This window comes from Kitasatospora sp. NE20-6, assembly GCF_045862635.1.
In genome coordinates, this window is record NZ_BPRL01000009.1 from 198,503 (window position 1) to 224,038 (window position 25,536).

The window sequence follows — 25,536 nt, forward strand, 5'->3', positions numbered from 1 at the left end:
TCCGGGAAGGGGGCGGCGGCCGCATGAGCCTCGTGCTGCGGTTCGCCGCCGGCTCGCACAAGGGCCTGATCCGGGAGGGCAACGAGGACTCCGGCTACGCCGGCCCGCGGCTGCTCGCGGTGGCCGACGGCATGGGCGGGGCGGCGGCCGGCGAGGTCGCCTCCTCCGAGGTGCTGGGTTCGATCGTCCGGCTCGACGAGGACGTCCCCGGCGCCGACCTGCTGACCCTGCTCGGCGAGGCCGTGCAGGGTGCGAACGACCGGCTCCGGCAGATGGTCGAGGAGGACCCGCAGCTGGAGGGCATGGGCTGCACCCTCACCGCGATGCTGTGGACCGGCCAGCGGATGGGCATGGTGCACATCGGCGACTCCCGGGCGTACCTGCTGCGCGACGGCGCGCTGACCCAGATCACGCAGGACCACACCTGGGTGCAGCGGCTGGTCGACGAGGGCCGGATCACGCCCGAGGAGGCCGAGACCCATCCGCAGCGTTCGCTGCTGATGCGCGCGCTGGACGGCCGCGGCCAGGTCGAGCCCGACCTGTCGATCCGCGAGGTCCGGGCGGGCGACCGCTACCTCATCTGCTCCGACGGCCTGTCGGGCCCGGTCAGCCACCAGACGCTGGAGGCCACGCTCGGCAGCTACTACGCGCCGGAGCAGACCGTCCAGGAGCTCATCCAGCTCGCCCTGCGCGGCGGCGGCCCGGACAACATCACCTGCATCGTGGCGGACGTCATCGACGTCGGCGCCACCGACACGCTGAGCGGCCGCCTGGTCGACATCCCCGTGGTGGTCGGCGCGGTCGCCGACGCGCAGCCGCACCAGAGCGACCCCGGTCTGCTCGACACCCCGGCCGGCCGTGCCGCCGGCCTCGGCCGGCCGCAGCCGCCGCAGGGCGCGTTCGGTCCGGCCAACGGCTACGAGGGCGGGGCCGCGGGCTTCGGCCCGGCCGAGGGCTACGCGGACGACGAGTACGCCGAGCAGGGCTACGGCGGCGACGCGCGGTCGTACGACGGCGACGAGGAGCGGCCCTCCCGGCGGCGGCGCAAGGGCCGCAAGCTCAAGGTCTCGCTGGCCGTGCTGGCCGTGCTCGGCCTGCTGGGCGGCGGCGGCTACGTCGGCTGGCGGTGGACGCAGGACCAGTACTACGTGGGTGCGGACGGCGACGGCGTCGCCGTCTACCGCGGGCTCAACCAGTCCCTGGCGGGGCTGAGCCTGTCCTCGGTGTACGAGGCGCACGCGGACGTCGAGCTCAAGTTCCTGCCCACGTACCAGCGGACGCAGGTCACCAGGACCATCCAGGCCAAGAGCCTCTCCGACGCCCGCGAGCAGGTCCGCAACCTCTCCACGCAGGCCGCCGTCTGCAAGAAGGTGGCCCAGGGCGCCGCGACCGGCACGACGGGGACGGAGGGGACCGTCCCGGACCCCGGTGCGAGCCCGAGCCCGTCGCCCGCCCCGAGCGCCGGCACGCTGACCACCGCCGCCCTCCGTACCGAGGGCACGGCGAGCCCGAGCCCGTCCACCGACACCCTGAGCACCGGCAACCCCGGCACCACACCCGAACTCACCGAGCAGGAGAAGCAGCTGGCGACCTCCTGCCCGGCCCAGTAGCACCACCCCTCGCCAGGGGCCTCAGCCGTCGGGGAGCGGCCTACACGTGAGCACCTTTGACCTGAGCAACAACACCACCGACCGCGGCAGACAGCGCCGCGGCAACACGACGATCACTCCGCAGAACGCGCCGAACCGCCGCAACACCGAGCTCGCCATGCTGGCGTTCGCGGTGGTGCTGCCGATGTTCGCCTACGCCAACGTGGGCCTGGCGATGGACGGCACGCTGCCGGCCGGCATGCTGGCGTACGGCCTCGGCATGGGCGCGCTGGCCCTGGTCGCGCACCTGCTGATGCGCCGCTTCGCGCCGTACGCCGACCCGCTGCTGCTGCCGCTGGCGACCCTGCTGAACGGGCTCGGGCTGGTGATGATCTGGCGGCTCGACAAGGCCGGCAAGCTCCTCGCCTCCAACTACCCGGCGGCCGCCAACCAGCTGATGTGGTCGGGCCTGGGCATCGCGTTCTTCACCGCCGTGATCGTGCTGCTGAAGGACCACCGGATCCTCCAGCGGTACACCTACATCTCGATGGCGGTGGCCCTGGTGCTGCTCGCGGCGCCGGCGTTCTTCCCGGCCCGGGCGGGCGACTTCGGCGCCAAGATCTGGATCCACATCGGCAGCTTCTCCATCCAGCCCGGCGAGTTCGCCAAGATCATCCTGACGGTGTTCTTCTCCGGCTACCTGATGGTCAAGCGCGACGCACTGGCGCTCGCCAGCCGCCGCTTCATGGGCCTCTACCTGCCGCGCGGCCGCGACCTCGGGCCGATCATCGTGGTCTGGCTGCTGTCGATCCTCATCCTCGTCTTCGAGACCGACCTCGGCTCCTCGTTCCTCTTCTTCGGCCTCTTCGTGGTGATGCTGTACGTCGCCACCGAGCGCACCAGCTGGATCGTCTTCGGCCTGGTGATGTCGATCGGCGGCGCGACCGTCGTCGCCATGGCGGAGCCGCACGTCAAGACCCGCATCAACTCCTGGCTCGACCCGATGGCCGCCTTCGCGGACCCGCCGCCGGCGGGCACGAGCGAGCAGATCGGCCAGACCCTGATGGCCTTCGGCTCGGGCGGCGTCACCGGCACCGGCCTCGGCCAGGGCCGGTCCTGGCTGATCCAGTTCGCCGCCAAGAGCGACTTCATCCTCGGCTCGTTCGGCGAGGAGATGGGCCTGACCGGCATGATGGCGATCTTCCTGCTGTACGGCCTGATCGTGCAGCGCGGCCTGCGCACCGCCGTCGCCGCCCGTGACCCGTTCGGCAAGCTGCTCGCCGTCGGCCTCTCCTCGGCCTTCGCCCTGCAGGTCTTCGTCGTCGCCGGCGGCGTCACCGGCCTGATCCCGCTCACCGGCATGACGATGCCGTTCCTCGCCCAGGGCGGTTCGTCGGTCGTCGCCAACTGGGGTCTGATCGCCATCCTCCTCAAGATCAGCGACAGCGCCCGCCGACCGGCAGCCGACCCGGAACCGGCCACCGTGCCGGCCTCGGCCTGAAAGGAACCCGACACGTGAACAAGCCCATCCGCCGGGTCTCCGTCTTCTGCCTGGTCCTCATCCTCGCCCTCATGGTGCGCACCAACTGGGTGCAGGGCGTCCAGGCCCACGCCTGGGCCACCAACAAGGAGAACGACCGCAACAAGTACGACCGGTACGCCTACCCGCGCGGCAACATCATCGCCGGCGGCGCCCCGGTCACGAACTCCGACAACGTCAACGGCCTGCGCTACAAGTACAAGCGCAGCTGGGTCGACGGCCCGATGTACGCGCCGGTCACCGGGTACTCCTCGCAGTCGTTCGGCACCAGCCAGCTGGAGTCGCTGGAGGACGGCATCCTCTCCGGCACCGACTCGCGGCTGTTCTTCCGCAACACCCTCGACATGCTGACGGGCGACGACAAGAAGGGCGGCGACGTCGTCACGACGATCGACCCCAAGGCCCAGAAGGCCGCCTTCGAGGCGCTCGGCAACAAGAAGGGCGCGGCCGTCGCCATCGACCCGCGCACCGGCGCGATCCTGGCGCTCGTCTCCACCCCGTCGTACGACCCCGGCACCTTCGCCGGCAGCTCCGACGCCGACGCCAAGGCCTGGACGGACCTCAACGCCGACCCGAACAAGCCGATGCTCAACCGGGCGCTCCGCGAGACGTACCCGCCCGGTTCGACGTTCAAGCTGGTCACCGCGGCCGCGGCGTTCGAGGACGGCAAGTTCCAGAGCCCCGAGGACACCACGGAGACCCCGGAGAAGTACATCCTGCCGGGCACCAGCACCGAGCTGAAGAACGCCTCCAAGACCGAGCCGTGCACCAACGCCACGCTGCTGGTCGCCATGGACTACTCGTGCAACACCGTCTTCGGCAAGATCGGCGCGGAGCTCGGCAAGGACAAGCTGCGGGCGCAGGCCGAGAAGTTCGGCTTCAACAACGCCAAGGTCGAGGTCCCGATCCGGGCGTCGGCCAGCGTCTTCCCGAAGAGCTCCTCCCCCGACGGCACGGCCATGGACGCCATCGGCCAGCACGACACCCGGGCCACCCCGCTGCAGATGGCCATGGTCGCCGCGGCGATCGCCAACAACGGCACGCTGATGCAGCCGTACCTCGTCGACCAGGAGCGGTCGAGCACGCTCGCCGTCGTCTCCAAGCACTCGGAGAAGGAGATGGGCCGGCCCATCTCCCCGACCACCGCGCAGAAGCTCCAGCAGCTCATGGAGTCCGTGGTGCAGAACGGCACCGGCGAGAAGGCGCAGATCAAGGGGGTGACCGTCGGCGGCAAGACCGGCACCGCGCAGCACGGCCAGGACAACAGCGGCCTGCCGTTCGCCTGGTTCATGTCGTACGCCAAGGGTGCGAACGACAAGCAGGTCGCCGTGGCGGTCGTCGTCGAGGACGGCGCCGCCGAGAGCGCCGAGATCAGCGGCGGCTCGATCGCCGCGCCGATCGCCCGGAAGGTCATGGAAGCCGTGGTCGGAGCCAAGTAGCAGCCGGTGGAGGGCCTGAGGCGATGGTCACAGTCGAGCCGTTCCGGTGCATACCGGTCTGGTCTCAGGTGGCAGGCTGGTCGGGTCGTCTCGGCTTCGCCCGGTAGCGTATCCGCCAGCAGCGGGTCTACCCACTGCTCACCTGCGGAACCGGCGCCACACGAACGGTGTGGCGCCGGCACCGTCGGACAGTGCGTGCGGGGACACCTACGTCACATCCTCACCGGCCGGTGAGGGAGAGGGTCGGAACTATGGAAGAGCCTCGTCGCCTCGGCGGCAGGTACGAGCTCGGCGGCGTCCTCGGGCGTGGCGGCATGGCCGAGGTCTACCTGGGCCATGACACCCGGCTCGGCCGTCAGGTCGCCGTGAAGACCCTCCGTGCCGACATGGCCCGCGACCCCTCCTTCCAGGCGCGGTTCCGCCGTGAGGCGCAGTCCGCGGCCTCGCTGAACCATCCCGCCATCGTCGCCGTGTACGACACCGGCGAGGACTACATCGACGGCATCTCCATCCCGTACATCGTGATGGAGTACGTCGAGGGCTCGACCCTCCGCGAGCTGCTGCACTCCGGCCGCCGGCTGCTGCCGGAGCGCGCGCTGGAGATGACGATCGGCATCCTGCAGGCGCTGGAGTACTCGCACCGCGCAGGCATCGTCCACCGCGACATCAAGCCCGCCAACGTCATGCTCACCCGGCAGGGCAACGTCAAGGTCATGGACTTCGGCATCGCCCGCGCCATGGGCGACGCCGGCATGACGATGACCCAGACCTCCGCGGTCATCGGCACCGCGCAGTACCTCTCCCCCGAGCAGGCCAAGGGCGAGACCGTCGACGCCCGTTCCGACCTGTACTCCACCGGCTGCCTGCTGTACGAGCTGCTGACCGTGCGCCCGCCGTTCGTCGGCGACTCCCCGGTCGCGGTGGCCTACCAGCACGTCCGCGAGGAGGCCCAGCCGCCGTCCGCGTTCGACCCCGAGGTCCGCCCCGAGATCGACGCGATCGTGCTGAAGGCCCTCGCCAAGGAGCGCGACTACCGCTACCAGAGCGCCGACGAGATGCGCGACGACATCGAGCGCTTCCTCGACGGCCTCCCGGTCGCCGCCGCCCAGCAGGCCGCGGCGTACGGCGCGGGCGGCTACGGCTACGACCAGGGCGGCCAGGCGCAGTACGACCCGTACGGCCAGACCAACCTGCTGCCCCAGCAGGGTGCGGCCGGCCCGACGACCATGCTCCCGCCGGTCGGCTCCCCGCAGTCCGGCTACGGCTACCCGCCCCAGGCCCGCGACGACGGCTACGGCGGCGGCCAGGGCGGCGGCTACGACGACGAGGGCTTCAGCCGCAGCAGCCGCCGGCAGAGCCAGCAGAAGAAGAACAACACCTCGTGGATCGTGCTCGCCGTGGCGGCCGTCCTCGTGCTGGTCGGCGCGTTCTTCGTCGTCCAGGCGATGCTCGGCGGCGGCGGCGGGACGGCCAAGACCACCTCGCCCACCCTGGTCGGCCTCAGCCTGACCGACGCCCAGACCAAGGCGAAGACGCAGAACGAGAAGCTCCAGGTGCAGGCGGGCGACCCGGTCGCCTGCCCCGACACGAAGATCCAGAAGGATCAGGTCTGCACCCAGGACCCGGCCGCCAACACGCAGATCGACGCCAACAGCGTCATCACCGTGCACCTGTCCTCCGGCCCGGTCGAGACGGAGATCCCCGACGTCTCCGGGCAGTCCGCCGACACCGCCACCACCAAGCTCCAGGGCGCCGGGTTCACGGTGAAGACCGAGCTGAAGGACGACGACACCGTCGACCAGGACAAGGTCATCTCCTTCAGCCCGACCGGCAAGGCCGCGGCCGGCACCGAGATCACCATCGTGGTCTCGGGCGGCGCGGGCAAGGTCGCGGTGCCGTCCGTCATGGGCAAGACCCAGGACGAGGCCACCCAGGCGATCACCGACGCCAAGCTCCAGGTGAAGGTCGTCACCCAGGCGGTCACCGACGTGACCAAGATCGGCTTCGTGGTCGACCAGAGCCCCAAGAGCGGCCAGCTCAAGAAGAACGCCACGGTCACCATCACGGTCGGCAAGCAGGCGGAGAAGGGCACCGTGCCCCCGCTGACGAACGTGACGCTCAAGGACGCGATCAAGCTCCTCACGGCGCAGAACCTGGGCTACACGATCATGGCCGGTCCGGCCGACCCGAACGCGATCGTGGTGACCACCGACCAGCCCGCCGGCACCCAGCTGGACCCGGGCACGAAGGTGAACCTCGTCACCAGGGCTCCCGACCCGGGGCGCTGACCACCGACCGCACCGGAGGGGCCGCGCACACCGCGCGGCCCCTCCGGCCGTTCCCGGCACCTGCCCCCGACCGCTGACCGCCGACCGCTGCGGCGCCGCCGCTCGTCCACAGCCTGTGGACGGAGGCCGGCCGTTCACAGCAGGCGCCGCCCGATGTCCTGCAGCACCAGCTGCCGCATGATCACCACACCCTGCGGCAGGGCCATCGGCTGGTGGTGGTGGACGGTCGGCCAGCCGTGCAGCGCGCCACTGGTGCGGCGCACCCGGAACAGCGACGCCAGCCTCGGATCCGTCAGCGAGTGGCCGCCGTACGGCGGCGGCAGCTGCCTCAGCAACCCGGCGTCGCAGGCCGTCGCGTACAGCCCGCCGCGGCTCAGGCCCGGCCGGCCGAGTTCGGCGGCGAGCAGTTCGGCGAGCGTGTCGAAGGGCAGCGCCTCCTCGGGGATGCCGGCATGCCAGATCGGCTCCTCCGGCCCGCCGGACGCACCGGCTCCCCCGCCCGCTCCCCCGCCCGCGCCTCCGGCCTCCGGACCCTTCAGGTCCTGACCCTCGGCGTCCGCGCCGGACGGCTGTGCCGGCAGCCGTGCCGCCACCGTGGCCAGGAGATCGGCGAGGTCCGCGATCCGGCCGTTGAGGCCCTCCACCGCACGGGTGGTGCCGTCGAGCGCGGCGGCCGTCCGGCCCGCGTTCACGAGGGCCTCCGCGGACGCCCCGGCGATCAGCCGCAGGAACTCCGCCATCGCCGGCGGCACGTCCTGCTGCCGGCTGTCCGCCACCGCGTACCGGCCGGTCCGCCGGATCTGCGGGATCACCTCGTGCGTGACCCACCGCTTGAAGGCCTTCGCCTGCGGCTTCCGGGAGCGCAGCACCAGGGAGTAGAGGCCCGGCTCGTTGATGACGGAAACCTGCTGGTCACCGCCAGGGGTCCTCACACTGTGAGCACCCTTCTCGTCCTCGTCCAGCCCCGCGAGCGCACGGTCGGTCTTGGAGATCTCCAGCACCGCGCACACGTCCGCCGCCACCCACCAGGGCTCGCCGTCGCGGGTGATCACCCGCACCTCCCGGCCGTGGAAGTCGAACAGGGCCGGGGTGTCGTTCGTCGTCATACCGGCACCAACGACTCACCCGGACGGCGGCAACCCCTCACCGCCCGGCCCGCAGCTCCACCGGCGGCGTACGGCGCGCGTCCACCGTTTCGATCCGCACCAGGCTCCCCCACACCACCAGCCGGTACAGCGAGGTGTAGACGGGCGTACAGGTCGTCAGGGTGATGTACCGGCCGGGCCGGTGGTACGGCGAGTCCGCCGGGACGGGGGCGATGACGCCGACGTTCTCCGGGGAGGTCTCGGGGAGCACGCCGTCCACGCGGTAGACGTACCAGCGGTCGGCGGTCTCGACGACGACGGCGGAGCCGGGGCCCACCCGGTCGAGGTCGTGGAACGCCGCGCCGTGCCCGTCGCGGTGGGCGGCGAGGGTGACGTTGCCCTCGGCGTCCCACGGCATGGCGGACGGGTAGGGCTGCTCGTAGAGTCCGGCGACGCCCTCGTCGAGGACCTCGGGCCCGGTGCCGCGCCGGACGAGCACCTGGCCGCGGCCCAGGGCGGGGACGTGCAGGAAGCCGACGGCGCCGTCGGCGAGGACGGCCGGAGGAGCGGCGTGCACCGTGGCGCTCCAGCTCTGCCGGAGGTGGCCGGCGGCGGCGGACGCCTGACGGGCCGCCACCACGTCCGTCCACCAGAGCGAGTAGGCGGCGAAGAGCGCGAACACCACGCCGAGTGTGATCATCAGCTCGCCGGCGGCCCCGGCCGCCGCCCTGATCCGATTGCTGGCGACAGGGCTCACGGCGGGCCTCCCGGCGGTGCGAGGGTCAGCCGGTGAGCGCGGCGGGCTTGCCCTGGCTCCTCGGCCGTTCCTCGACCATCTTGCCGAACACGATGAGCCGACCCCGGGCACTGAACTCGGGTGTGCACGTCGTCAGGGTGATGTAACGACCCGCCTGGGTGAACGGCGACCCCTTGGGCACCGGCTGAATGACCGTCACGTTGGTCGGCGGCGTCTCCGGGATGCCCCCGGCGACCTCGTAGGTGTAGTAGGTGGTCGCCGTCTCCACGACGATCCTGTCCCCCGGCTTCAGCTGCCCGATCTTCCGGAACGGCTGGCCGTGCGTCGTGCGGTGCGCCGCGACGGCGAAGTTCCCGGCCTTGTCCGACGGCATCGCCGTGCCGGTGTAGTGCCCGACGAGGCCCTTGTCGAGCACCTGCTGCTTCTGGGTGCCCTCCGCCACCGGGTACTTGAGGCCGAGCGCGGGGATGTGGAGGAGGGCGAATCCCTTGCCGGGCTCGAAGGCACCCGCGGCGGGCGCGCCCGGGGAGGCCGGGCCGGTGGGCGCGGGTGCGCTGTTCCACTGCTGCTCCAGCTTCGCGCCGGCGGCGTCCGCGGAGGCGTCGGCCTGCACGTTGGTCCACCACAGCTGGTACGCCACGAAGAGCAGCATCACCGTGCCGAGCGTGATGAAGAGCTCGCCGACCATCCGCGCGGCGATCACCCCCCGGCGCTCCCTGGGGCGTGGCGTGGAGGCCGCAGAACGGCCCACGGCGCGCCGACGGCCCGTACCGGGTGCTGCAAGCCCGGCGGCCGCCCTGCGGAGCTCGGCGCGGCCTCCAGGGGCCCCGCCGGGCGCCTGCGACGGCACGGACGGCACCACGGACGGCAGCACGGGCGTCACGGGCGTGGGCGGCACCGCGGCCGCAGGCGCCACCGGGGGGACGTCACGGACCGCCCTCAGCTGCACCGTCCGGTCGTCGAAGGGCTGCGGAGGCTGCGCCGGCCACCCGGAGGAGGGGGCCGCGGCCTCGTACACGCTCCAGTCGTCCGCCCCCGGGGCCGTCTCGCCCTCCGGCCTCACCGCTGTCACCTGGTCAGCTCCGGCCGATCACCGGGGCGAGCCCGCGTGAACGCCCGACCGCCTCGGGGTACCCGCACGCGGCCAGCCAGTTGGCGAGCATCCGGTGGCCGCCCTCGGTCAGCACCGACTCGGGGTGGAACTGCACCCCTTCCACCGGCAGTTCGCGGTGACGCAGGCCCATGATGACGCCGCTGCCCGTCCGCGCGGTGACGACCAGTTCGTCCGGGACGGTGCCTGGCTCGACCGCGAGCGAGTGGTAGCGGGTGGCGGTCAGCGGCGAGGGCAGTCCCTCGAAGACGCCGCCGTCCTCGTGCTCGACCGGGGACGTCTTGCCGTGCAGCAGTTCGGGGGCGCGGCCCACCACGGCGCCGTACGCGACGGCGATCGACTGCAGGCCGAGGCAGACGCCGAAGACGGGCAGCCCGGCGGCGGCGCAGTGGTGCACCATCTCCACGCAGACGCCGGCCTCCTCGGGGGTGCCGGGGCCGGGGGAGAGCAGCACCCCGTCGAAGCCCCCGTCGCCCGCCCGCGGCACGGCGTGCCCGACGGTCACCTCGTCGTTGCGCACCACCTCGCAGGTGGCGCCCAGCTGGTAGAGGTACTGGACGAGGTTGAAGACGAAGCTGTCGTAGTTGTCGACCACGAGGATCCGGGGCGAGCCGGCGGAGTTCATGCGCGCTACTCCTGGGGTGCGGGTCCGCGGTGCGGATCTGGCGGGTGCTGGGGGCGGGGGCCGGGTCAGCCGGCGCCGCCGTCCTCCACCGTGACGTCGCCGAAGGGCAGCAGCGGCTCGGCCCACGGGAAGACGTACTGGAACAGGACGTAGACCGCCCCGAGGACCAGCAGCAGCGAGACGAGCGCCCGGACCAGGGTGTTCCCCGGCAGATGGCGCCAGATCCAGCCGTACATGGTGCTCCTCGGGTTCGCGTCGGGGTCCAGACTAGACGCCGCGCCGCCCGTGTACGGCGACTACGCCGTGCTGCCGCCCGTCCGTGGTCAGCGCGTGCCCGCGGCGCCGAGGTCGACCGAGCCCTCGTAGCCGGGCACGGTGAGCTCCCCCGCCTCCTGGACCTTCCAGCCGAGCCCGTACGCGGCGACGTACTGCAGGTAGTTCTGGATCGTCGGGTCGGCGTCGACCGCGGAGCGCAGCCGGTCGGTGCGGCCCACGGCCTTGATGACGTACGGCGGGGAGTAGACCCGGCCCTGCAGCAGCAGGGTGTTGCCGACGCAGCGGACGGCGCTGGTGGCGACGAGGCGCTGGTCCATGACCTGGACGCCCTCGGCACCGCCCCGCCAGAGCGCGTTGACCACGGCCTGGATGTCCTGCTGGTGGATGACCAGGTCGTTGACGCCGGGCTCGGGCACACCGGGGATGCGGGCGGTGGCGTTGGGCGGGGCGTCGTTGAGGGTGACGGTGAGGCCGGGGCCGCGGAGCGCCTGCAGGCCGGCCGAGCGTTCCAGGGCCTCGGCGCGGGCGGTGTCGGACGGGCTCTGGCTCTGCACCCCGGCGAGGCCGTCGACCCGGTCGTGGAGGCCGCCGATCTGGGCCTGGATCTGCTGGTTCTGGGCACTGCGCTGCTGTATGACGTCACCGAGGCGCAGCAGGGAGTCGTCGGTGCGCAGATCGGTGCCCTGCGCGGTGCGGGCGCTGATGTAGAAGAGCAGGCCGGCCAGCACGAACACGGCGCATGTCAGGGCACGGCCGACAATTCGGGTGCGTGAGGGGCGCCGGAAGCCCGGGGGATGGGGAATCATCGAATTCTGCACCGTACCCTTATCTCCTCAAGACCCGGCGAACCACTACGCTAACGGACGCCGGTGGCACGTGCGGAGTTCGAAACCGTACGGACCGGCCCCCCACAGCCGCCCCGCTCCGCTGCACACCGCGCGGTCACAGCGCATCGACAGGAGAGCCTCTCGTGCCGAAGTCCCGAGTCCGCAAGAAGGCCGACTACACGCCGCCGACCGCCACGACGGCGGTGAAGCTCAGCTCCGGCAGGAGTTGGGTGGCGCCGCTGATGCTGGCGTTCTTCCTCATCGGCCTGGTGTGGATCGTCACCTACTACGTGACGAGCGGCGACTGGCCGGTGAGCAGTTGGGGCAACTGGAACATCCTGGCCGGGTTCGGGTTCATCGCCGCAGGGTTCGGCGTCTCCACGCAGTGGAAGTAGCGGCACCCGGCTCCTGAACGGCCGCCGCCGTCCCGGCTCAGCCCGGGGCGGCGTTTCGCTGCCTTCCCGACCGCCGCTCGTACGTTTATCCACACGGTTATCCACACTGGGGAAAACTCCCGCCACCCTGTGGATAACCCGCTCGCGGGCCCGTCTCGCACGCCCCCCGGCCGCACCCTTGTCCGTCGGCATTCCTGCAGCGGGACACGCGTAGCGAAGCCTTTCCGCGAGATGCGGGCGAACCCGCTGCGCACAACCCTGTGCACGCTGTGGACAACAGCCGGGCACGGCGCCCCGGTCAGCCCGCCAGCAGGGCCGTCTGCACCGCCACCATCAGCACCACCGCGCCCAGCACACCGGCCACGGTCAGCCCCTGCACGAGGTTCCGGCGGGCCGGCGGGGCGTACATCAGGCCCGCCGCGGTGACGGCACCGGCGACCAGGCCGCCGATGTGCGCCCGCCAGTCGATGGCCGACACCGAGAACGTGATCACCAGGTTGAACACCAGCAGCGCCATCACCGGTCCCAGCGGCGCCCGGTTGGCCCGGAACAGCACCGCCGTCGCCCCGAGCAGGCCGAAGATCGCCCCGGACGCGCCGACCGAGTAGACGGTGCCGCCGGTCACCACGTACGCGAAGGCGTTGCCCGCGAGCCCCGACACCAGGTACAGCGCGAGGAAGCGCGACCGCCCCAGCACCCGCTCCAGCTGCGGCCCCAGCACCCACAGCGACACCATGTTCATCAGCACGTGGAACGGCCCGGCGTGGACGAAGACCGCGGTGGCGATCCGGTACCACTCCTCCGGACCGGCGGCCACGCCGTAGCGCACGGGCACGCCGCCGAAGCTCGTCCCGCTCAGCATCGCCAGCCGCACGCCCCACGCCTGGCTGACGTACTCGGTGAGCACGAAGACCAGCAGGTTCAGCCCGATCAGCACCTTGGTGACCAGTGCGCCGTCGCCCACCGGGAGCCCGCCGAAACGCGTCCGCGCCGGACGTGCAGGACGTGCCGCCGAACCCTCGCCGGCCACGCACGCCGGGCAGTGGAAGCCCACCGACGCGCTCACCATGCACGCGGGGCAGATCGGCCGCCCGCACCGCGAGCAGCCCACGCCGGTCTCCCGCTCGGGGTGCCGGTAGCAGCCCGGTAGCTGCACCGGGCCCTCGGGGTGCGGACGTACGGGCTCGTCCGGAAGCATCCGGGATTCCCTCCTCACGACGGATCCCGGCGGCACCCCGTCCGAGGGGGCTCCACCGGGACCGTCCAGGCTACTGCGACGGGGCTCAGGCGCGGGTGATCTCGACCGACTCGATCACCACAGGCTTCAGCGGGCGGTCGTCGTCGCCGGTCGCCGTGGCGGCGATGCTCTTCACCACGTCCCGGGACGCGGCATCGGTGACCTCGCCGAAGATGGTGTGCTTGCGGGTCAGCCGGGGCACCGGCTCGACCGTGACGAAGAACTGCGAGCCGTTGGTGCCCGGGCCGGAGTTCGCCATCGCCAGCAGGAACGGCTTGGTGAAGGCGAGCTCCGGGTGGAACTCGTCGGCGAACGCGTAGCCCGGACCGCCGGTGCCGTCGCCGAGCGGGTCGCCGCCCTGGATCATGAAGCCCTTGATCACCCGGTGGAAGACCGTGCCGTCGTACAGCGGCCTGGCCGCCTTCTCACCGGTCGACGGGTCCGTCCACTCACGGGTGCCCTCGGCCAGCTCCACGAAGTTCGCCACCGTCTTCGGCGCGTGGAACGGCAGCAGCGTGACCACGACGTCGCCGTGGTCGGTCCTCAGGGTGGCAGTCAGCCGGGCCACGGGCCCCTCCTTCATTCCGCTCGCTCGACCCCGGAATCATCCCACGGCCCTCGCGGACGGCTCAGCCCGACGTGCCCTCCCCGGAGAGCGGATGCATGATCTCGGAAGAGGTGGAAATGTGCATATCGGACGCCACCGAGGAGGAGAAGCCCGTGACCCGTCTGGACTCAGCGCGCGACACCGCCGGCCGGACCAAGGACGCCGTCGCGCCCTACGCCGCCAACGCCAAGGAGGCCGCCCTCTACTACGCGGACGAGGCCAGGCAGAGGTTCGGCCCCGCCATCGAGGCCCTCGGCCCCAAGGCCGCCGCCGCGGGGGCACAGGCCCGCAGCAGCGCCGCCGGAGCCGCGCAGACCGCCCGCATCCAGTACACCAAGCACGTCGTCCCGCAACTGGAGAACGCCTTCGCGGCGCTCCCGCCGCAGACCCAGCAGAGCACGCTGAAGGCCGTCCACCGGGCGCAGGAGGCGGCCCTCGCGGCCAAGCTGTCCGCCGAGAAGGCCGCCGAGCAGGCCCGGGCCGCCATCGCCCCGAGGGTCGGCGAGGCCGTGGCCGGCGCGAAGGCCACCGTCGTACCGGCGGCCCAGGAGGCCCAGGTCCGCGGCGCCGCGGCGATCGCCGCGCTGCACGGCCACGTGACCTCCGCCGAGATCGGCGAACTCGCGGCCAAGAACATCAGGAAGGAGAACCGCAACGGCTGGGCCACCGGCCTCGCCGTCACCGGCGCCGTCGCGCTCGGCGCCGGGGTCTTCGCCTGGCAGTGGTACCGCAAGCAGAACAACCCGGAGTGGCTCACCGAACCGCCGGCCACCACCGTCACCGCCCCGGCGCAGAACGGCACCGGCGCCCACCCGACGGGCGCGGGGGCCTCCACGGCCACCAACGCCCCGGCCACGCCCCCCGCAGCCGCCGAGGGCACGGTGAACGGCTCCGTGCCGCACGACCAGCCCTCCGACGGCACCGCCACCGGCACGGGTACGGACACGGGTCACGCCACCGCCGCGGACACCGACTCCGACCGGCCGAAGCCGCACGACCCGCGCAAGCCGCACTGACGGGCCACGGCCCGCCCCGGCCGACCCCGCCACGGCCCGCCCCGGGCAGGGCGCGGGGCCCGAGGGGCGGGGAACGGATTCCCGGGCAGGACACGGGACGGGGAACCGGAACCGGCCCGCACGACCGCCGGAACGACGATCGGCCGCCGACCTGATCCCAGGTCGGCGGCCGATCCGCTTGTGGAGCTTAGGAGATTCGAACTCCTGACATCTGCCATGCAAAGACAGCGCTCTACCAACTGAGCTAAAGCCCCGCGACAGCGCACGGCGTGCGTGCGCTGCGCACTAGCGTACCCGCTCCGGAGGAGAATCCTGAGCGGGCCGCCCGCCGACCGCCTCCCGGTGCACCCGGGCAGGGGCCGACAGTGAGCGTGCAGGTCTCAACGACCGGCCGGAACCGGGTCCGTGGCCTCGGTCCACAGGTCCTGCTCGGCACGGTCCGCCTGGACCTGACGGTAGACAAAGAAGCCGCCGAGGGCGACCAGGGCGACCAGGAGAAGCTTCTTCACCGCGGGACCTCGTCCTTCTTGCAGTTCGGATGTACGAGCATCGACGAGCGGTCGGGCCGACAGACCGCCCTGCGGCCGATGATACACACCGGTAACCCGCTTCCGGACGGCCCGCCACCACGGCCAACCGGGCCGTCCACCCGCCCGGTTGACGCCGCACCCCCGAACACCTGCACGGCCGGTGCCCGCTCAGTCCCGCCGCGCGGGCACCACGGCCGTACCGCGGCGCAGGTCGACACCACCGCGGGGCGGCGCGCCCTCGCCCTCCTCGTCCCGGAGCATCAGCGTGGTGGTGCGCTGCTCCAGCTCGTGCTGCTTGCCCGCCGCGAACTGCGCGTGCAACTGCTCGAAGCCGGTCGCCGAGATCTGGCCCTCCCGGCCCGTACCCCGCCACGGCACCAACCGCGACCGCCGGGCCCGCAGCGCCAGCTGGTCGGCCACGGCCAGCACCAGCAGGGCGCACACCAGCCCCGGCAGGCTCATCGCCCAGAACACCGCCACAGCGACGCCGCCTTCCGTCCCGCGGCCGGCAGGGGCCACCGGCCGTCCCGCACCAGCCTGCCGCCCGCGGAACGGAAGGTCCAGGGCCGGCGGCCGCCGGTCCCCCACCGCCGCGGCCCGCGCGGCGAGCCGGCCCGGCCCGCCACGGAGCGCCGCGACGTCCTCGTGCAGCAGCATCGCGGTGTCGAGGACCGCCCGGCAGGAGCGGAGGTCGCATCACGTCCACGGATCCCGTGACCGGTTCTCTCGCCCGGCCGTCCCCGACGTCACGGCGGTTTCGAGTCGTCCGACCCCGCATGCCTCCGCGCAGCCGGTCCGACGAGCCGTCGGCCGGGCAGGTCCCGCGGCAGATGTGCGGGGGCAAGCAGAAGGCCCGGACGGTGACCGTCCGGGCCTTCGACTTCGGTGGGGCTAACAGGACTTGAACCTGTGGCCTCTTCCTTATCAGGGAAGCGCTCTAACCGTCTGAGCTATAGCCCCTTGCCGCACTGAAAGATTAGCGGACCGACGGCCGATCCCCCAAATCCGTATCGGCGACCGTGGCGGGTCGGGGCTGGTCGGGGGTCTGCGGGGTCCTGGCGAGCCACTGCTCGCGGGTGGCGGGGAGGCCGCTGGCGCCCGTGTCGGTGGTGCGGACGGCGAGCACCTGGTTGATGCCGATGCGGTTCTCCTCGAAGGCCACCGCGGAGGCGGCCATGTAGAGCCGCCAGACGCGGGCCCGGCCCCGCCCGGCGAGGGAGACGGCCTCCGGCCAGTGGGCCTCCAGGTTGGCGACCCACTCGCGCAGGGTGAGGGCGTAGTGCTCGCGCAGCGACTCGACGTCGCGGACCTCGAAGCCGGCCTCCTCCAGGAGCGAGACGGTGCTGCCGACGGGTGCGAGCTCGCCGTCGGGGAACACGTAGCGGTCGATGAAGGGGCTGAGGGCGTACGACTCGCCGGGGCGGTCGGGGCGGCGGGAGATCTGGTGGTTGAGGAGCCGGCCGCCGGGCGCGAGCAGACGGTGGAGGCCCTCGGCGTACGTCAGGTACTGGACGGAGCCGACGTGCTCGGCCATGCCGACGCTGGAGATGGCGTCGAAGGGGCCGTCCGGGATCTCGCGGTAGTCCTGGAGGCGGACCTCCACGCGGTCGTCCAGGCCGGCCTCGGCGACGCGCGTGCGGGCGAGGGCCACCTGTTCGGCGGAGATCGAGACGCCGACCGCGGTCACCCCGTAGTGGCGGGCGGCGTGGAGGAGCAGGGAGCCCCAGCCGCAGCCGACGTCGAGGAGGCGCAGGCCCGGCCGGAGGCCGAGCTTGCGGCAGATCAGGTCGAGCTTGGCCTCCTGGGCGGCCTCCAGGCTCTTCGCGGCGGGCTCCCAGTACGCGCAGGAGTAGACCATGCTGGGGCCGAGGACGAGCCCGTAGAAGTCGTTGCCGACGTCGTAGTGGTGGCTGATCGCCGCACGGTCGCGCTGGCGGCTGTGGAGGCGGCCGGTGTGCCGCCGGACCTCCTCCGGCGGGGGCGCGGGCTCCAGGCCGACGGCGCCCGCCCGGAAGGCCGTGGCGAGCGCGTGGCGGCCGACGGGGCCGAGGACGTCACCGAGGCCGGGACGGTGGAGGTCGGTCCGTTCGGAGAAGCGGCCGACCGCCGAGAGGACCTCGTAGAGGTCGGTGTCGGGGGCCGTGTCGAGGTCGCCGGCGACGTAGGCGCGGGCGAGGCCGAGCTCGCCGGGCTGCCAGAGCAGGCGGCGCAGGGCGCGGCGGTTGCGCAGGACGACCGTGGGGGCGCCCGGCGGTCCGGCCGTGCTGCCGTCCCACGCCTGCAGACGTACGGGCAGGCGGGCGCCGAGCAGCGCCTCTGCCGCGTTGACCAGCTCCGTTGCGACCTCGGCCATCACACACCTCCGGGCAGCCGTACCGACCGACCGGGCCGCTCCCGGCACCGGCACAGCCAACCTCCGCCGGTGGCCGGAAATTCGTCCGGCTCGCCGGGGCGGTGCGGCTGTCACCCGGATGCCAGCGGGCCCCCACGGCTCCAACAGCCGTGAGGGCCCAAGTGTTCCCGAAGTTGACCGGGTGTCAGTGGCGCATCGGAGGTGTCGATCAATCCTCTTCGGCGAGGGTGAGTTCGACACCGCCGGCGAAGCCCGCGGCCGTGTTGTAGATGAACGCCCCGAGCGTGGCGAGCGCGGTCATCAGGACGACGTCGATGACGGCGATCAGCGTGGTGAACATCAGCACCCGGCCGAAGCCGAGGTAGTCCATGAGGTCGAACCCGCCGGAGGTGTCCGAGCTGGTGACGTCCTTCAGCGTGCTGGTGAGCGAGTCGAAGACGCCGAGGCCGTTGAGGACGATCCACAGCACGGCGGACGCGACGATGATGATCACGCCGACGGCCAGCGACAGCAGGAAGCTGACCTTCATGACCGACCAGGGGTCGGCCTTCACGACGCGGAGCCGCGCCTTCCGGACCCGGCCGGCCGCCGGGCCGCCGGCAGCCGCGCCCGCGGCGGGCCGCCGGGCCGCGCCGCCGGACTGCGCCGCGCCGGGCACCCGGGTGCCGCGCGCGGGCGTGGGCTGGCCCTTGCTGTAGGTGGTCGGCTGGGAGTACCCGCCGGCCGGCGGGGTGGCGGGGGCCGGCGGGATGCCGGGCCCACCGTGACCCGCACCGCCGGGGCCCGCCGCGCCGACGGGGGGCATCAGCGAGGTGGATGCGGCCGGGTGCTCGGCCGGAGGCTTGGGCGCACCGCCGAAGGGCGTTCCGCCCTGCGCGGCGCCCGGCGCTCCGCCCGCGGCACCTGCCGCACCGCCCGTGGCTCCACTCACCCTGGTCCTCCAGCTGTTCCCACCCGGCCGGCCGCCGGACGTGCGGTCAGGCCTGCTCGGCCGTGCCGTCCGCCGTCGTTCCGTCCGCGGGGGCCAGGGCCTCGCCGGCCTCGTCCTCCACGGTGTCCTCGTCCTCCGCCTCCGCATTGCGGGCCATGCCCACGACCGCGTCGCGCTTTCCGAGGTTGATCAGTTGGACGCCCATCGTGTCACGTCCGGTTTCACGAACCTCGGAAACCCTGGTCCGGATGACGCCGCCCGAGAGGGTGATGGCCATGATCTCGTCGGTCTCCTCGACCACGAGGGCGCCGACCAGGGAGCCGCGGCCCTCGACGATCTTCGCCGCCTTGATACCGAAACCTCCCCGGCCCTGCACACGGTACTCGGCCACGGGCGTGCGCTTCGCGTACCCGCCGTCCGTCGCGGTGAACACGTACGTGCTCGGCCGGATGACGTTCATGGACAGCAGCTCGTCGTCCTCGCGGAAGGCCATGCCCTTCACGCCGGAGGTCGCACGGCTCATCGGCCGCAGGGCGTCGTCGGTGGCGGTGAAGCGGATCGACTGGGCCTTCTTGGAGATCAGCAGCAGGTCGTCGTCGGCGGAGACCAGCTCGGCGCCGATCAGCTCGTCGTCCCGGCCCTCCTCGTCCTGGCGCAGGTTGATCGCGATCAGACCGCCGGAGCGCGGCGAGTCGTAGTCCTTGAGCAGGGACTTCTTCACCAGGCCGTTGCGGGTGGCGAGCACCAGGTAGGGCTTGTCCTCGTAGGTGCGCACCGCCATGACCTGCGCGATGTGCTCCTCCGGCTGGAAGGCCAGGAGGTTGGCGACGTGCTGGCCGCGGGCGTCGCGGCCGGCGTCGGGCAGCTCGTAGCCCTTGGCCCGGTAGACCCTGCCCTTGTTGGTGAAGAACAGGATCCAGTTGTGCGTCGTCGTCACGAAGAAGTGGTCGACGATGTCGTCCTGCTTGAGCTGCGCACCGCGGACGCCCTTGCCGCCGCGCTTCTGCGAGCGGTAGAGGTCGGAGCGGGTGCGCTTGACGTAGCCGCCGCGGGTGATCGTGACGACGATGTCCTCCTCGGCGATGAGGTCCTCGATGGAGAGGTCGCCGTCGGAGGGGATGAGGGTGGAGCGCCGCTCGTCGCCGTACTTCTCGACGATGGCGGTGAGCTCCTCGGAGACGATGCCGCGCTGGCGCCCGGGCGAGGCGAGGATCGCGTTGTACTCGCTGATCTTCGCCTGCAGCTCGTCGTGCTCGCTGAGGATGCGGGCGCTCTCCAGGGCGGCGAGGCGGCGCAGCTGCATCTCGAGGATGGCGTTGGCCTGGAGCTCGTCGATGTCGAGCAGGCCCATGAGGCCGGTGCGGGCGGCGTCGGCGCTCTCGGAGGCGCGGATGAGGGCGATGACCGCGTCGATCTGGTCCAGGGCCTTGAGCAGGGCGCGCAGGATGTGCGCGCGCTCCTCGGCCTTGCGGAGCCGGAAGGTGGTGCGGCGGACGATGACCTCGATCTGGTGCGCCACCCAGTGCCGGATGAAGGCGTCGAGCGAGAGCGTGCGGGGCACGCCGTCGACCAGGGCGAGCATGTTGGCGCCGAAGTTGGTCTGCAGGTCGGTGTGCTTGTAGAGGTTGTTGAGGACGACCTTGGCGACGGCGTCGCGCTTGAGCACGATGACCAGGCGCTGGCCGGTCCGGGAGGAGGACTCGTCGCGGACGTCGGCGATGCCGGCGATCTTGCCGTCCTTCACCAGGTCGGCGATCTTCAGCGCGAGGTTGTCCGGGTTGACCTGGTAGGGGAGCTCGGTGATGACCAGGCACTGGCGGCCCTGGATCTCCTCGACCTCGACGACCGCGCGCATGGTGATCGAGCCGCGGCCGGTGCGGTAGGCGTCCTCGATGCCGCGGCGGCCGACGATCAGCGCGCCGGTGGGGAAGTCGGGGCCCTTGATCCGCTCGATGAGCGCGTCGAGGAGCTCCTCGTTGGTGGCCTCGGGGTGGTCGAGCGACCAGAGTGCGCCCGAGGCGACCTCGCGCAGGTTGTGCGGGGGGATGTTGGTGGCCATGCCGACCGCGATGCCGGTGGCGCCGTTGATCAGCAGGTTGGGGATGCGGGCCGGGAGGACGGTCGGCTCCTGCGAGCGGCCGTCGTAGTTGGCGGCGAAGTCGACGGTCTCCTCGTCGATGTCGCGCATCATCTCCATGGCCAGCGGCATCATCTTGCACTCGGTGTAGCGCATGGCCGCCGCCGGGTCGTTGCCCGGGGAGCCGAAGTTGCCGTTGCCGTCCACGAGCGGCATCCGCAGCGACCACGTCTGGGCCAGGCGGACGACGGTGTCGTAGATCGAGGTGTCGCCGTGCGGGTGGTAGTTGCCCATCACGTCGCCGACGACGCGGGCGCACTTGTAGTAGCCCTTCTCGGGCCGGTACCCGCCGTCGTACATCGCGTACAGCACGCGTCGGTGCACCGGCTTGAGGCCGTCGCGGACCTCGGGCAGCGCGCGGCTCACGATCACGCTCATCGCGTAGTCGAGGTAGGAGCGCTGCATCTCGGTCTCGAGCTCGATCGGCTCGACCCGGGACACGAACGTGTCGGTGGCGGTGCTCTCGGCCTGCTGCGGCTGCATGTCGCCGTCGGGACGGTTGTCGTCGACCACTGGTGGTCAGTTTCCTTTCACGCGTGACTGGACGGTGCTGGCGGGGTTCGGCCCCGTCAGACGTCCAGGAAGCGGACGTCCTTGGCGTTGCGCTGGATGAAGGAGCGGCGGGCCTCGACGTCCTCGCCCATGAGGACGGAGAAGAGATCGTCGGCGCGGGCCGCGTCCTCCAGGGTGATCTGCTGCAGCAGCCGGTACGCCTGGTCCATGGTGGTGATGCGGAGTTCCTCGGCGTTCATCTCGCCGAGGCCCTTGAAGCGCTGGATCGCGTCGTCCTTGGGCAGCCGGCGCCCGGCCGCGACGCCCGCGGCGATGACGGAGTCGCGCTCACGGTCGGAGTAGACGTACTCGAAGTCGTCCTTGCCCCACTTGATCTTGTACAGCGGGGGCATGGCGAGGTAGACGTACCCGGACTCGACCAGCGGCCGCATGAAGCGGAAGAGCAGGGTGAGCAGCAGGGTGCGGATGTGCTGTCCGTCGACGTCGGCGTCCGCCATCAGGACAATCTTGTGATAGCGGAGCTTGGACTCGTCGTAGTCCTCCTGGATGCCGCAGCCGAACGCCGAGATCAGCGCCTGGACCTCGGTGTTCTGGAGCACCTTGTCGATGCGCGCCTTCTCGACGTTCAGGATCTTGCCGCGGATCGGGAGGATCGCCTGGATGCGCGGGTCGCGGCCCTGCTTGGCGGAGCCGCCGGCCGAGTCGCCCTCGACGATGAAGATCTCGCACTCCGCCGGGTCCTTGGACTGGCAGTCGGAGAGCTTGCCGGGCAGCGAGGCCGTCTCCAGCAGGCCCTTGCGGCGCGTGAGGTCGCGGGCCTTGCGGGCGGCGACGCGCGCGCTGGCGGCCTGGATGGACTTGCGGATGATGTCCGCGGCCTCGTTGGGGTTGCGGTCCAGCCAGTCGGCGAAGTGCTCGTTGACGACCTTCTGCACGAAGGTCTTCGCCTCGGTGTTGCCGAGCTTGTCCTTGGTCTGGCCCTCGAACTGCGGCTCGCCGAGCTTGATCGAGATGATCGCGGTCAGGCCCTCGCGGATGTCCTCGCCGGAGAGGTTGTCGTCCTTCTCCCGGAGGATCTTCTTGTCGCGCGCGTACCGGTTCATCAGGCCGGTGAGCGCGGCGCGGAAGCCCTCCTCGTGGGTGCCGCCACCGTGGGTGTGGATGGTGTTGGCGAAGGAGTAGACGCCCTCGGTGTACGAGCTGTTCCACTGCATGGCGATCTCGGCGGAGATCGTCCGGTCCTTGTCCTCGGCCTCGAAGTCGATGACGGACGGGTGGACGGGCTCGCCCTTGCGGGAGTTGAGGTGGGCGACGAAGTCGGCGATGCCGCCGTCGTACCGGTAGCTGACGGTGAGCGGGTTGCCCTCGTCGTCGTAGTGCTCGGGGCGCTCGTCGGTCAGCGAGATGGTGAGGCCCTTGTTGAGGAACGCCATCTCCTGGAAGCGCCGCGACAGCGTCTCGAAGGAGTAGACCGTGGTCTCGAAGATGTCCGGGTCGGCCCAGAAGGTGACGCTGGTGCCGGTGCGGTCGGTCGCCTCGTGCCGGTCGAGCGGCGCGGTCGGCGCGCCCATCTTGTAGTCCTGGGTCCAGCGGTGGCCGTCGGTGTGGATCTCGACGGAGAGCCGGGTGGAGAGGGCGTTCACCACCGAGACGCCGACACCGTGCAGACCGCCGGAGACGGCGTAGCCGCCGCCGCCGAACTTGCCGCCGGCGTGGAGCACGGTCAGCACGACCTCGACCGCGGGCTTCTCCTGCCCCGGGACGATGCCCACCGGGATGCCGCGGCCGTTGTCGACGACCCGCACGGCGCCGTCGGCCAGGATCGTCACGCCGATGGTGTCCGCGTGCCCGGCCATCGCCTCGTCCACGGAGTTGTCCACGACCTCCTGCACCAGGTGGTGCAGGCCCCGCTCGCCGGTGGATCCGATGTACATGCCGGGGCGCTTGCGAACGGCGTCGAGGCCCTCCAACACCTGGATGGCGTTGGCGTCGTAGGACTTCCCGGTCGCCGGGTCGATGGGTTCATTGGTCTGGCTGGGGTTGCCGGAATCGGCCACGAAGCGCCCTCTCTGGCACAGTGCGGGCCGCACCCCCGCCCCCGTCTCGGGCGGGTCTGCGACCACGGCGTTTCGACTCGGTTGCTACGAGCAACTGTGTTTGCGCTCCAGTCTACCGGTACGACTGACAGAGATGGGCGTTTGGCAGCCCCTGAGGGCAGATGTGCCGCCCTGAATCCCCTCCGCACATGTCCCGATACTCGGCCGGGGGTCTCAGCGCCCCTACGCGGGCCGCCAGCCGTTCCGGAACGGTTCACTCCGGGTGACGTGCTCAGCCCCAGGTGTCGCCCGGGCCCCGGCTGCCCGGCGCCCGCAGCCGGCCGTAGCCGCGCTTGGGGGCGTCCGGTCCGAGCACCTTGATCACCCGGACCGTGCCGTGCCCGAGCTCGTGATTCAGCCGTGCCACCAACTGCCTTGCCAGAAGTCTGAGTTGGGTGGCCCATGCGGTGGAGTCGCACTGCACGGTGAGCACCGCCTCGGCCTCCACGAACTGCACCGGCACGCAGTGCGCCGCGATGTCGGGCCCGACGATCTGCGGCCACCGGCCCATCACCCCGCCGACCGCGGCCGGCGCCTCCCAACCCCGCTCCGTGATCAAACGATTCAGCGCCGCCCCCAGCGGCACCGGGTCACGGCCGTCCGCGCGCGCCCCGCTCCGCAGCCCGTGCCGCTTCGCCTCGCGCTTCTCCCGGACCTGCTCGCCGCGCTGCCGCGCCTGCTCCTTGGCCGCACGCAGCGCGACCCGGGCCAGATCCACCCCCGAGGTGACCGCCCCCGCCGGCTCGGACGCGCCCGCACCCGTACCCGACACACCCGCACCCGTACCCGACGCACCCGCACCCGACGGCTCCGGCGTCTCGCTCATGGCGCGGTGCTCCTTGGTCCCGGCGACGGATGAGCCTTCCAGCGTACGGAACCCACGGGCCTCACGCGTCCGGACGGTCCACCGTGCCGCCGGAGACGCTGTAGCGCGCCCCCGCGAGGGCCTTCGGCACGTCCTCCGCCACCGCGGCCGTCACGAGCACCTGCTCGCCCCCGGCCACGAGCTCGGCCAGCCGGTCCCGCCGCCGGGCGTCCAGCTCGGCGAAGACGTCGTCGAGGATCAGCACCGGCTCTCCCCCGTCCGCCTTGAGCAGCTCGTACGAGGCCAGCCGCAGCGCCAGCGCGAACGACCAGCTCTCGCCGTGGCTCGCGTACCCCTTGGCCGGGAGCGGGCCGAGCCGCAGCACCACCTCGTCGCGGTGCGGGCCGACGAGCGTCAGCCCGCGCTCGATCTCCTGCTTGCGGGCGGCCTGCATCGCGGCCAGCAGCTGCTCCTCCGCCTCCTCGCGGCTGGTCGGCAGCGCGCCCTCGAAGGAGCTGCGGTACTCCAGCACGGGTTCGCCGCCGCCCGGGGCCAACTGCCGGTACGCCTCCGCGGTGAGCGGCTGCAGGGTTGCGACCAGCTGCAGCCGGAAGGCGGTGAGCTCGGCACCGGCCCGGGCCAGGTGGCCGTCCCAGATCTCCAGGGTGGAGAGGTCCGCGCCCTTGCCGCCGCCCGCCCGGCGGGCCATCGCCGCGGTCTTCAGCAGGGCGTTGCGCTGCTTGAGCACCCGCTCGTAGTCCTGCCGCACGCCGGCGAGGCGGGGTGCGCGCGCGGTCAGCAGCTCGTCGAGGAAGCGGCGGCGCTCACCGGGGTCGCCCTTCACCAGGGCCAGGTCCTCGGGAGCGAAGAGCACCGTCCTCAGCAGCCCGAGGACGTCCCGCGGACGCACGTTGTCGGAGCGGTTGATCCGCGCCCGGTTGGCCTTGCCCGCGGTGATCTCCAGCTCGACCAGGGTCGTGCGCCGGTCCCGGACGACCGAGCAGCGCACCACGGCCCGCTCGGTGCCGAGACGGATCAGCGGGGCGTCGGTGGCCACCCGGTGGCTGCCCAGCGTGGCGACGTAGCCGACCGCCTCGACGAGGTTGGTCTTGCCCTGGCCGTTGGGCCCCACGAACGCCGTGACGCCCGGGTCGAGGGGCACCTCGACCCGGGCGTACGAACGGAAGTCGGCGAGCGACAGGTGCGCGACATGCATGTGTGGACTGCGCCCGCCTTCTGTGGATTACTTCGGCTCGACCGCGTGGCCGCCGAACTGGTTGCGCAGTGCGGCGATCATTTTCATCTGGGGGGAGTCGTCCTGGCGGGAGGTGAAGCGGGCGAAGAGGGAGGCGGTGATGGCGGGGAGGGGGACGGCGTGG

At 72.0% G+C, this 25,536-nt stretch carries 22 protein-coding genes, 2 tRNA genes and 1 pseudogene; 6 read left to right on the top strand and 19 right to left on the bottom strand.

The genetic code is table 11. From position 1 onward, the window contains the following. Positions 1-23 precede the first annotated feature (23 nt). From SNE206_RS10645 to pknB, 4 genes are all read left to right on the top strand, one after another. Positions 24-1,610: a PP2C family protein-serine/threonine phosphatase gene (locus SNE206_RS10645; protein WP_407913120.1), complete on the top strand. Its 1,587-nt coding sequence runs from the start codon at positions 24-26 to the stop codon at positions 1,608-1,610. 61 nt (positions 1,611-1,671) lie between these two features. Beyond that, on the top strand, positions 1,672-3,090 hold the full coding sequence (locus tag SNE206_RS10650; RefSeq protein WP_407913139.1) for an FtsW/RodA/SpoVE family cell cycle protein: 1,419 nt from the start codon (positions 1,672-1,674) through the stop codon (positions 3,088-3,090). A 14-nt stretch (positions 3,091-3,104) separates the two neighbouring features. Further along, the gene (locus SNE206_RS10655) at positions 3,105-4,568 is read left to right on the top strand and encodes a peptidoglycan D,D-transpeptidase FtsI family protein (protein WP_407913121.1); all 1,464 of its coding nucleotides are present in this window, start codon (positions 3,105-3,107) and stop codon (positions 4,566-4,568) included. Positions 4,569-4,819: 251 nt separating this feature from the next. Continuing rightward, a complete protein-coding gene (gene pknB, locus SNE206_RS10660; protein WP_407913122.1) occupies positions 4,820-6,856 on the top strand; it encodes a Stk1 family PASTA domain-containing Ser/Thr kinase in 2,037 nt (678 codons plus the stop codon). Positions 6,857-6,990: 134 nt separating this feature from the next. On the opposite strand, the gene SNE206_RS10665 is transcribed toward pknB, so the two are convergent. From SNE206_RS10665 to SNE206_RS10690, 6 genes are all read right to left on the bottom strand, one after another. Then, positions 6,991-7,962: a Bro-N domain-containing protein gene (locus SNE206_RS10665; protein WP_407913123.1), complete on the bottom strand. Its 972-nt coding sequence runs from the start codon at positions 7,960-7,962 to the stop codon at positions 6,991-6,993. Between the two features lie 37 nt (positions 7,963-7,999). After that, complete coding sequence (locus SNE206_RS10670; protein WP_407913124.1) at positions 8,000-8,698, bottom strand: class E sortase; 699 nt, start codon at positions 8,696-8,698, stop codon at positions 8,000-8,002. A gap of 25 nt (positions 8,699-8,723) precedes the next feature. Further along, positions 8,724-9,770 (bottom strand): class E sortase, encoded by a 1,047-nt coding sequence (locus SNE206_RS10675; protein ID WP_407913125.1) that lies wholly within the window; start codon positions 9,768-9,770, stop codon positions 8,724-8,726. Between the two features lie 4 nt (positions 9,771-9,774). Further along, on the bottom strand, positions 9,775-10,434 hold the full coding sequence (locus SNE206_RS10680) for an aminodeoxychorismate/anthranilate synthase component II (RefSeq protein WP_407913126.1): 660 nt from the start codon (positions 10,432-10,434) through the stop codon (positions 9,775-9,777). A 65-nt stretch (positions 10,435-10,499) separates the two neighbouring features. Continuing rightward, on the bottom strand, positions 10,500-10,670 hold the full coding sequence (locus SNE206_RS10685) for a hypothetical protein (protein ID WP_405012298.1): 171 nt from the start codon (positions 10,668-10,670) through the stop codon (positions 10,500-10,502). 87 nt (positions 10,671-10,757) lie between these two features. After that, on the bottom strand, positions 10,758-11,516 hold the full coding sequence (locus tag SNE206_RS10690) for a DUF881 domain-containing protein (RefSeq protein WP_407913127.1): 759 nt from the start codon (positions 11,514-11,516) through the stop codon (positions 10,758-10,760). A 164-nt stretch (positions 11,517-11,680) separates the two neighbouring features. Between SNE206_RS10690 and crgA the strand changes: the two genes are divergently transcribed. Next, positions 11,681-11,932, top strand: coding sequence for a cell division protein CrgA (crgA, locus tag SNE206_RS10695; RefSeq protein ID WP_405012300.1), 252 nt, complete (start codon positions 11,681-11,683; stop codon positions 11,930-11,932). A 298-nt stretch (positions 11,933-12,230) separates the two neighbouring features. On the opposite strand, the gene SNE206_RS10700 is transcribed toward crgA, so the two are convergent. After that, entirely contained in the window at positions 12,231-13,130 is a 900-nt protein-coding gene (locus SNE206_RS10700; RefSeq protein ID WP_407913128.1) for a rhomboid family intramembrane serine protease, read from the bottom strand. Between the two features lie 85 nt (positions 13,131-13,215). Beyond that, positions 13,216-13,737, bottom strand: a complete 522-nt coding sequence (locus SNE206_RS10705) for a peptidylprolyl isomerase (protein WP_407913129.1) — start codon at positions 13,735-13,737, stop codon at positions 13,216-13,218. 152 nt (positions 13,738-13,889) lie between these two features. Here SNE206_RS10705 and SNE206_RS10710 point away from each other — a divergent pair, with 152 nt between their 5' ends. Next, entirely contained in the window at positions 13,890-14,792 is a 903-nt protein-coding gene (locus SNE206_RS10710) for a DUF5324 family protein (RefSeq protein WP_407913130.1), read from the top strand. Between the two features lie 181 nt (positions 14,793-14,973). On the opposite strand, the gene SNE206_RS10715 is transcribed toward SNE206_RS10710, so the two are convergent. The 11 genes and pseudogenes from SNE206_RS10715 to SNE206_RS10765 form a co-directional block, all read right to left on the bottom strand. Then, a tRNA-Ala gene (locus SNE206_RS10715) sits at positions 14,974-15,046 on the bottom strand. Positions 15,047-15,172: 126 nt separating this feature from the next. Then, entirely contained in the window at positions 15,173-15,301 is a 129-nt protein-coding gene (locus tag SNE206_RS10720) for a DLW-39 family protein (protein WP_014137031.1), read from the bottom strand. A gap of 189 nt (positions 15,302-15,490) precedes the next feature. Continuing rightward, complete coding sequence (locus tag SNE206_RS10725; protein WP_407913140.1) at positions 15,491-15,784, bottom strand: DUF6191 domain-containing protein; 294 nt, start codon at positions 15,782-15,784, stop codon at positions 15,491-15,493. A gap of 424 nt (positions 15,785-16,208) precedes the next feature. After that, positions 16,209-16,282 (bottom strand) — tRNA-Ile (locus SNE206_RS10730). A gap of 16 nt (positions 16,283-16,298) precedes the next feature. Beyond that, positions 16,299-17,675, bottom strand: a complete 1,377-nt coding sequence (locus SNE206_RS10735) for a class I SAM-dependent methyltransferase (RefSeq protein ID WP_407913131.1) — start codon at positions 17,673-17,675, stop codon at positions 16,299-16,301. Between the two features lie 208 nt (positions 17,676-17,883). Next, on the bottom strand, positions 17,884-18,606 hold the full coding sequence (locus tag SNE206_RS10740) for a DUF3566 domain-containing protein (RefSeq protein ID WP_407913132.1): 723 nt from the start codon (positions 18,604-18,606) through the stop codon (positions 17,884-17,886). 46 nt (positions 18,607-18,652) lie between these two features. Then, on the bottom strand, positions 18,653-21,226 hold the full coding sequence (gene gyrA / locus SNE206_RS10745) for a DNA gyrase subunit A (protein ID WP_407913141.1): 2,574 nt from the start codon (positions 21,224-21,226) through the stop codon (positions 18,653-18,655). Between the two features lie 86 nt (positions 21,227-21,312). Beyond that, positions 21,313-23,313 (bottom strand): DNA topoisomerase (ATP-hydrolyzing) subunit B, encoded by a 2,001-nt coding sequence (gyrB, locus tag SNE206_RS10750; RefSeq protein WP_407913133.1) that lies wholly within the window; start codon positions 23,311-23,313, stop codon positions 21,313-21,315. 271 nt (positions 23,314-23,584) lie between these two features. Beyond that, positions 23,585-24,178: a DUF721 domain-containing protein gene (locus tag SNE206_RS10755; RefSeq protein WP_407913134.1), complete on the bottom strand. Its 594-nt coding sequence runs from the start codon at positions 24,176-24,178 to the stop codon at positions 23,585-23,587. Between the two features lie 61 nt (positions 24,179-24,239). Then, positions 24,240-25,373, bottom strand: a complete 1,134-nt coding sequence (gene recF, locus SNE206_RS10760) for a DNA replication/repair protein RecF (protein ID WP_407913135.1) — start codon at positions 25,371-25,373, stop codon at positions 24,240-24,242. Positions 25,374-25,400: 27 nt separating this feature from the next. Further along, a pseudogene (locus SNE206_RS10765) lies at positions 25,401-25,536 on the bottom strand (6-phosphogluconate dehydrogenase); the annotation flags it as partial.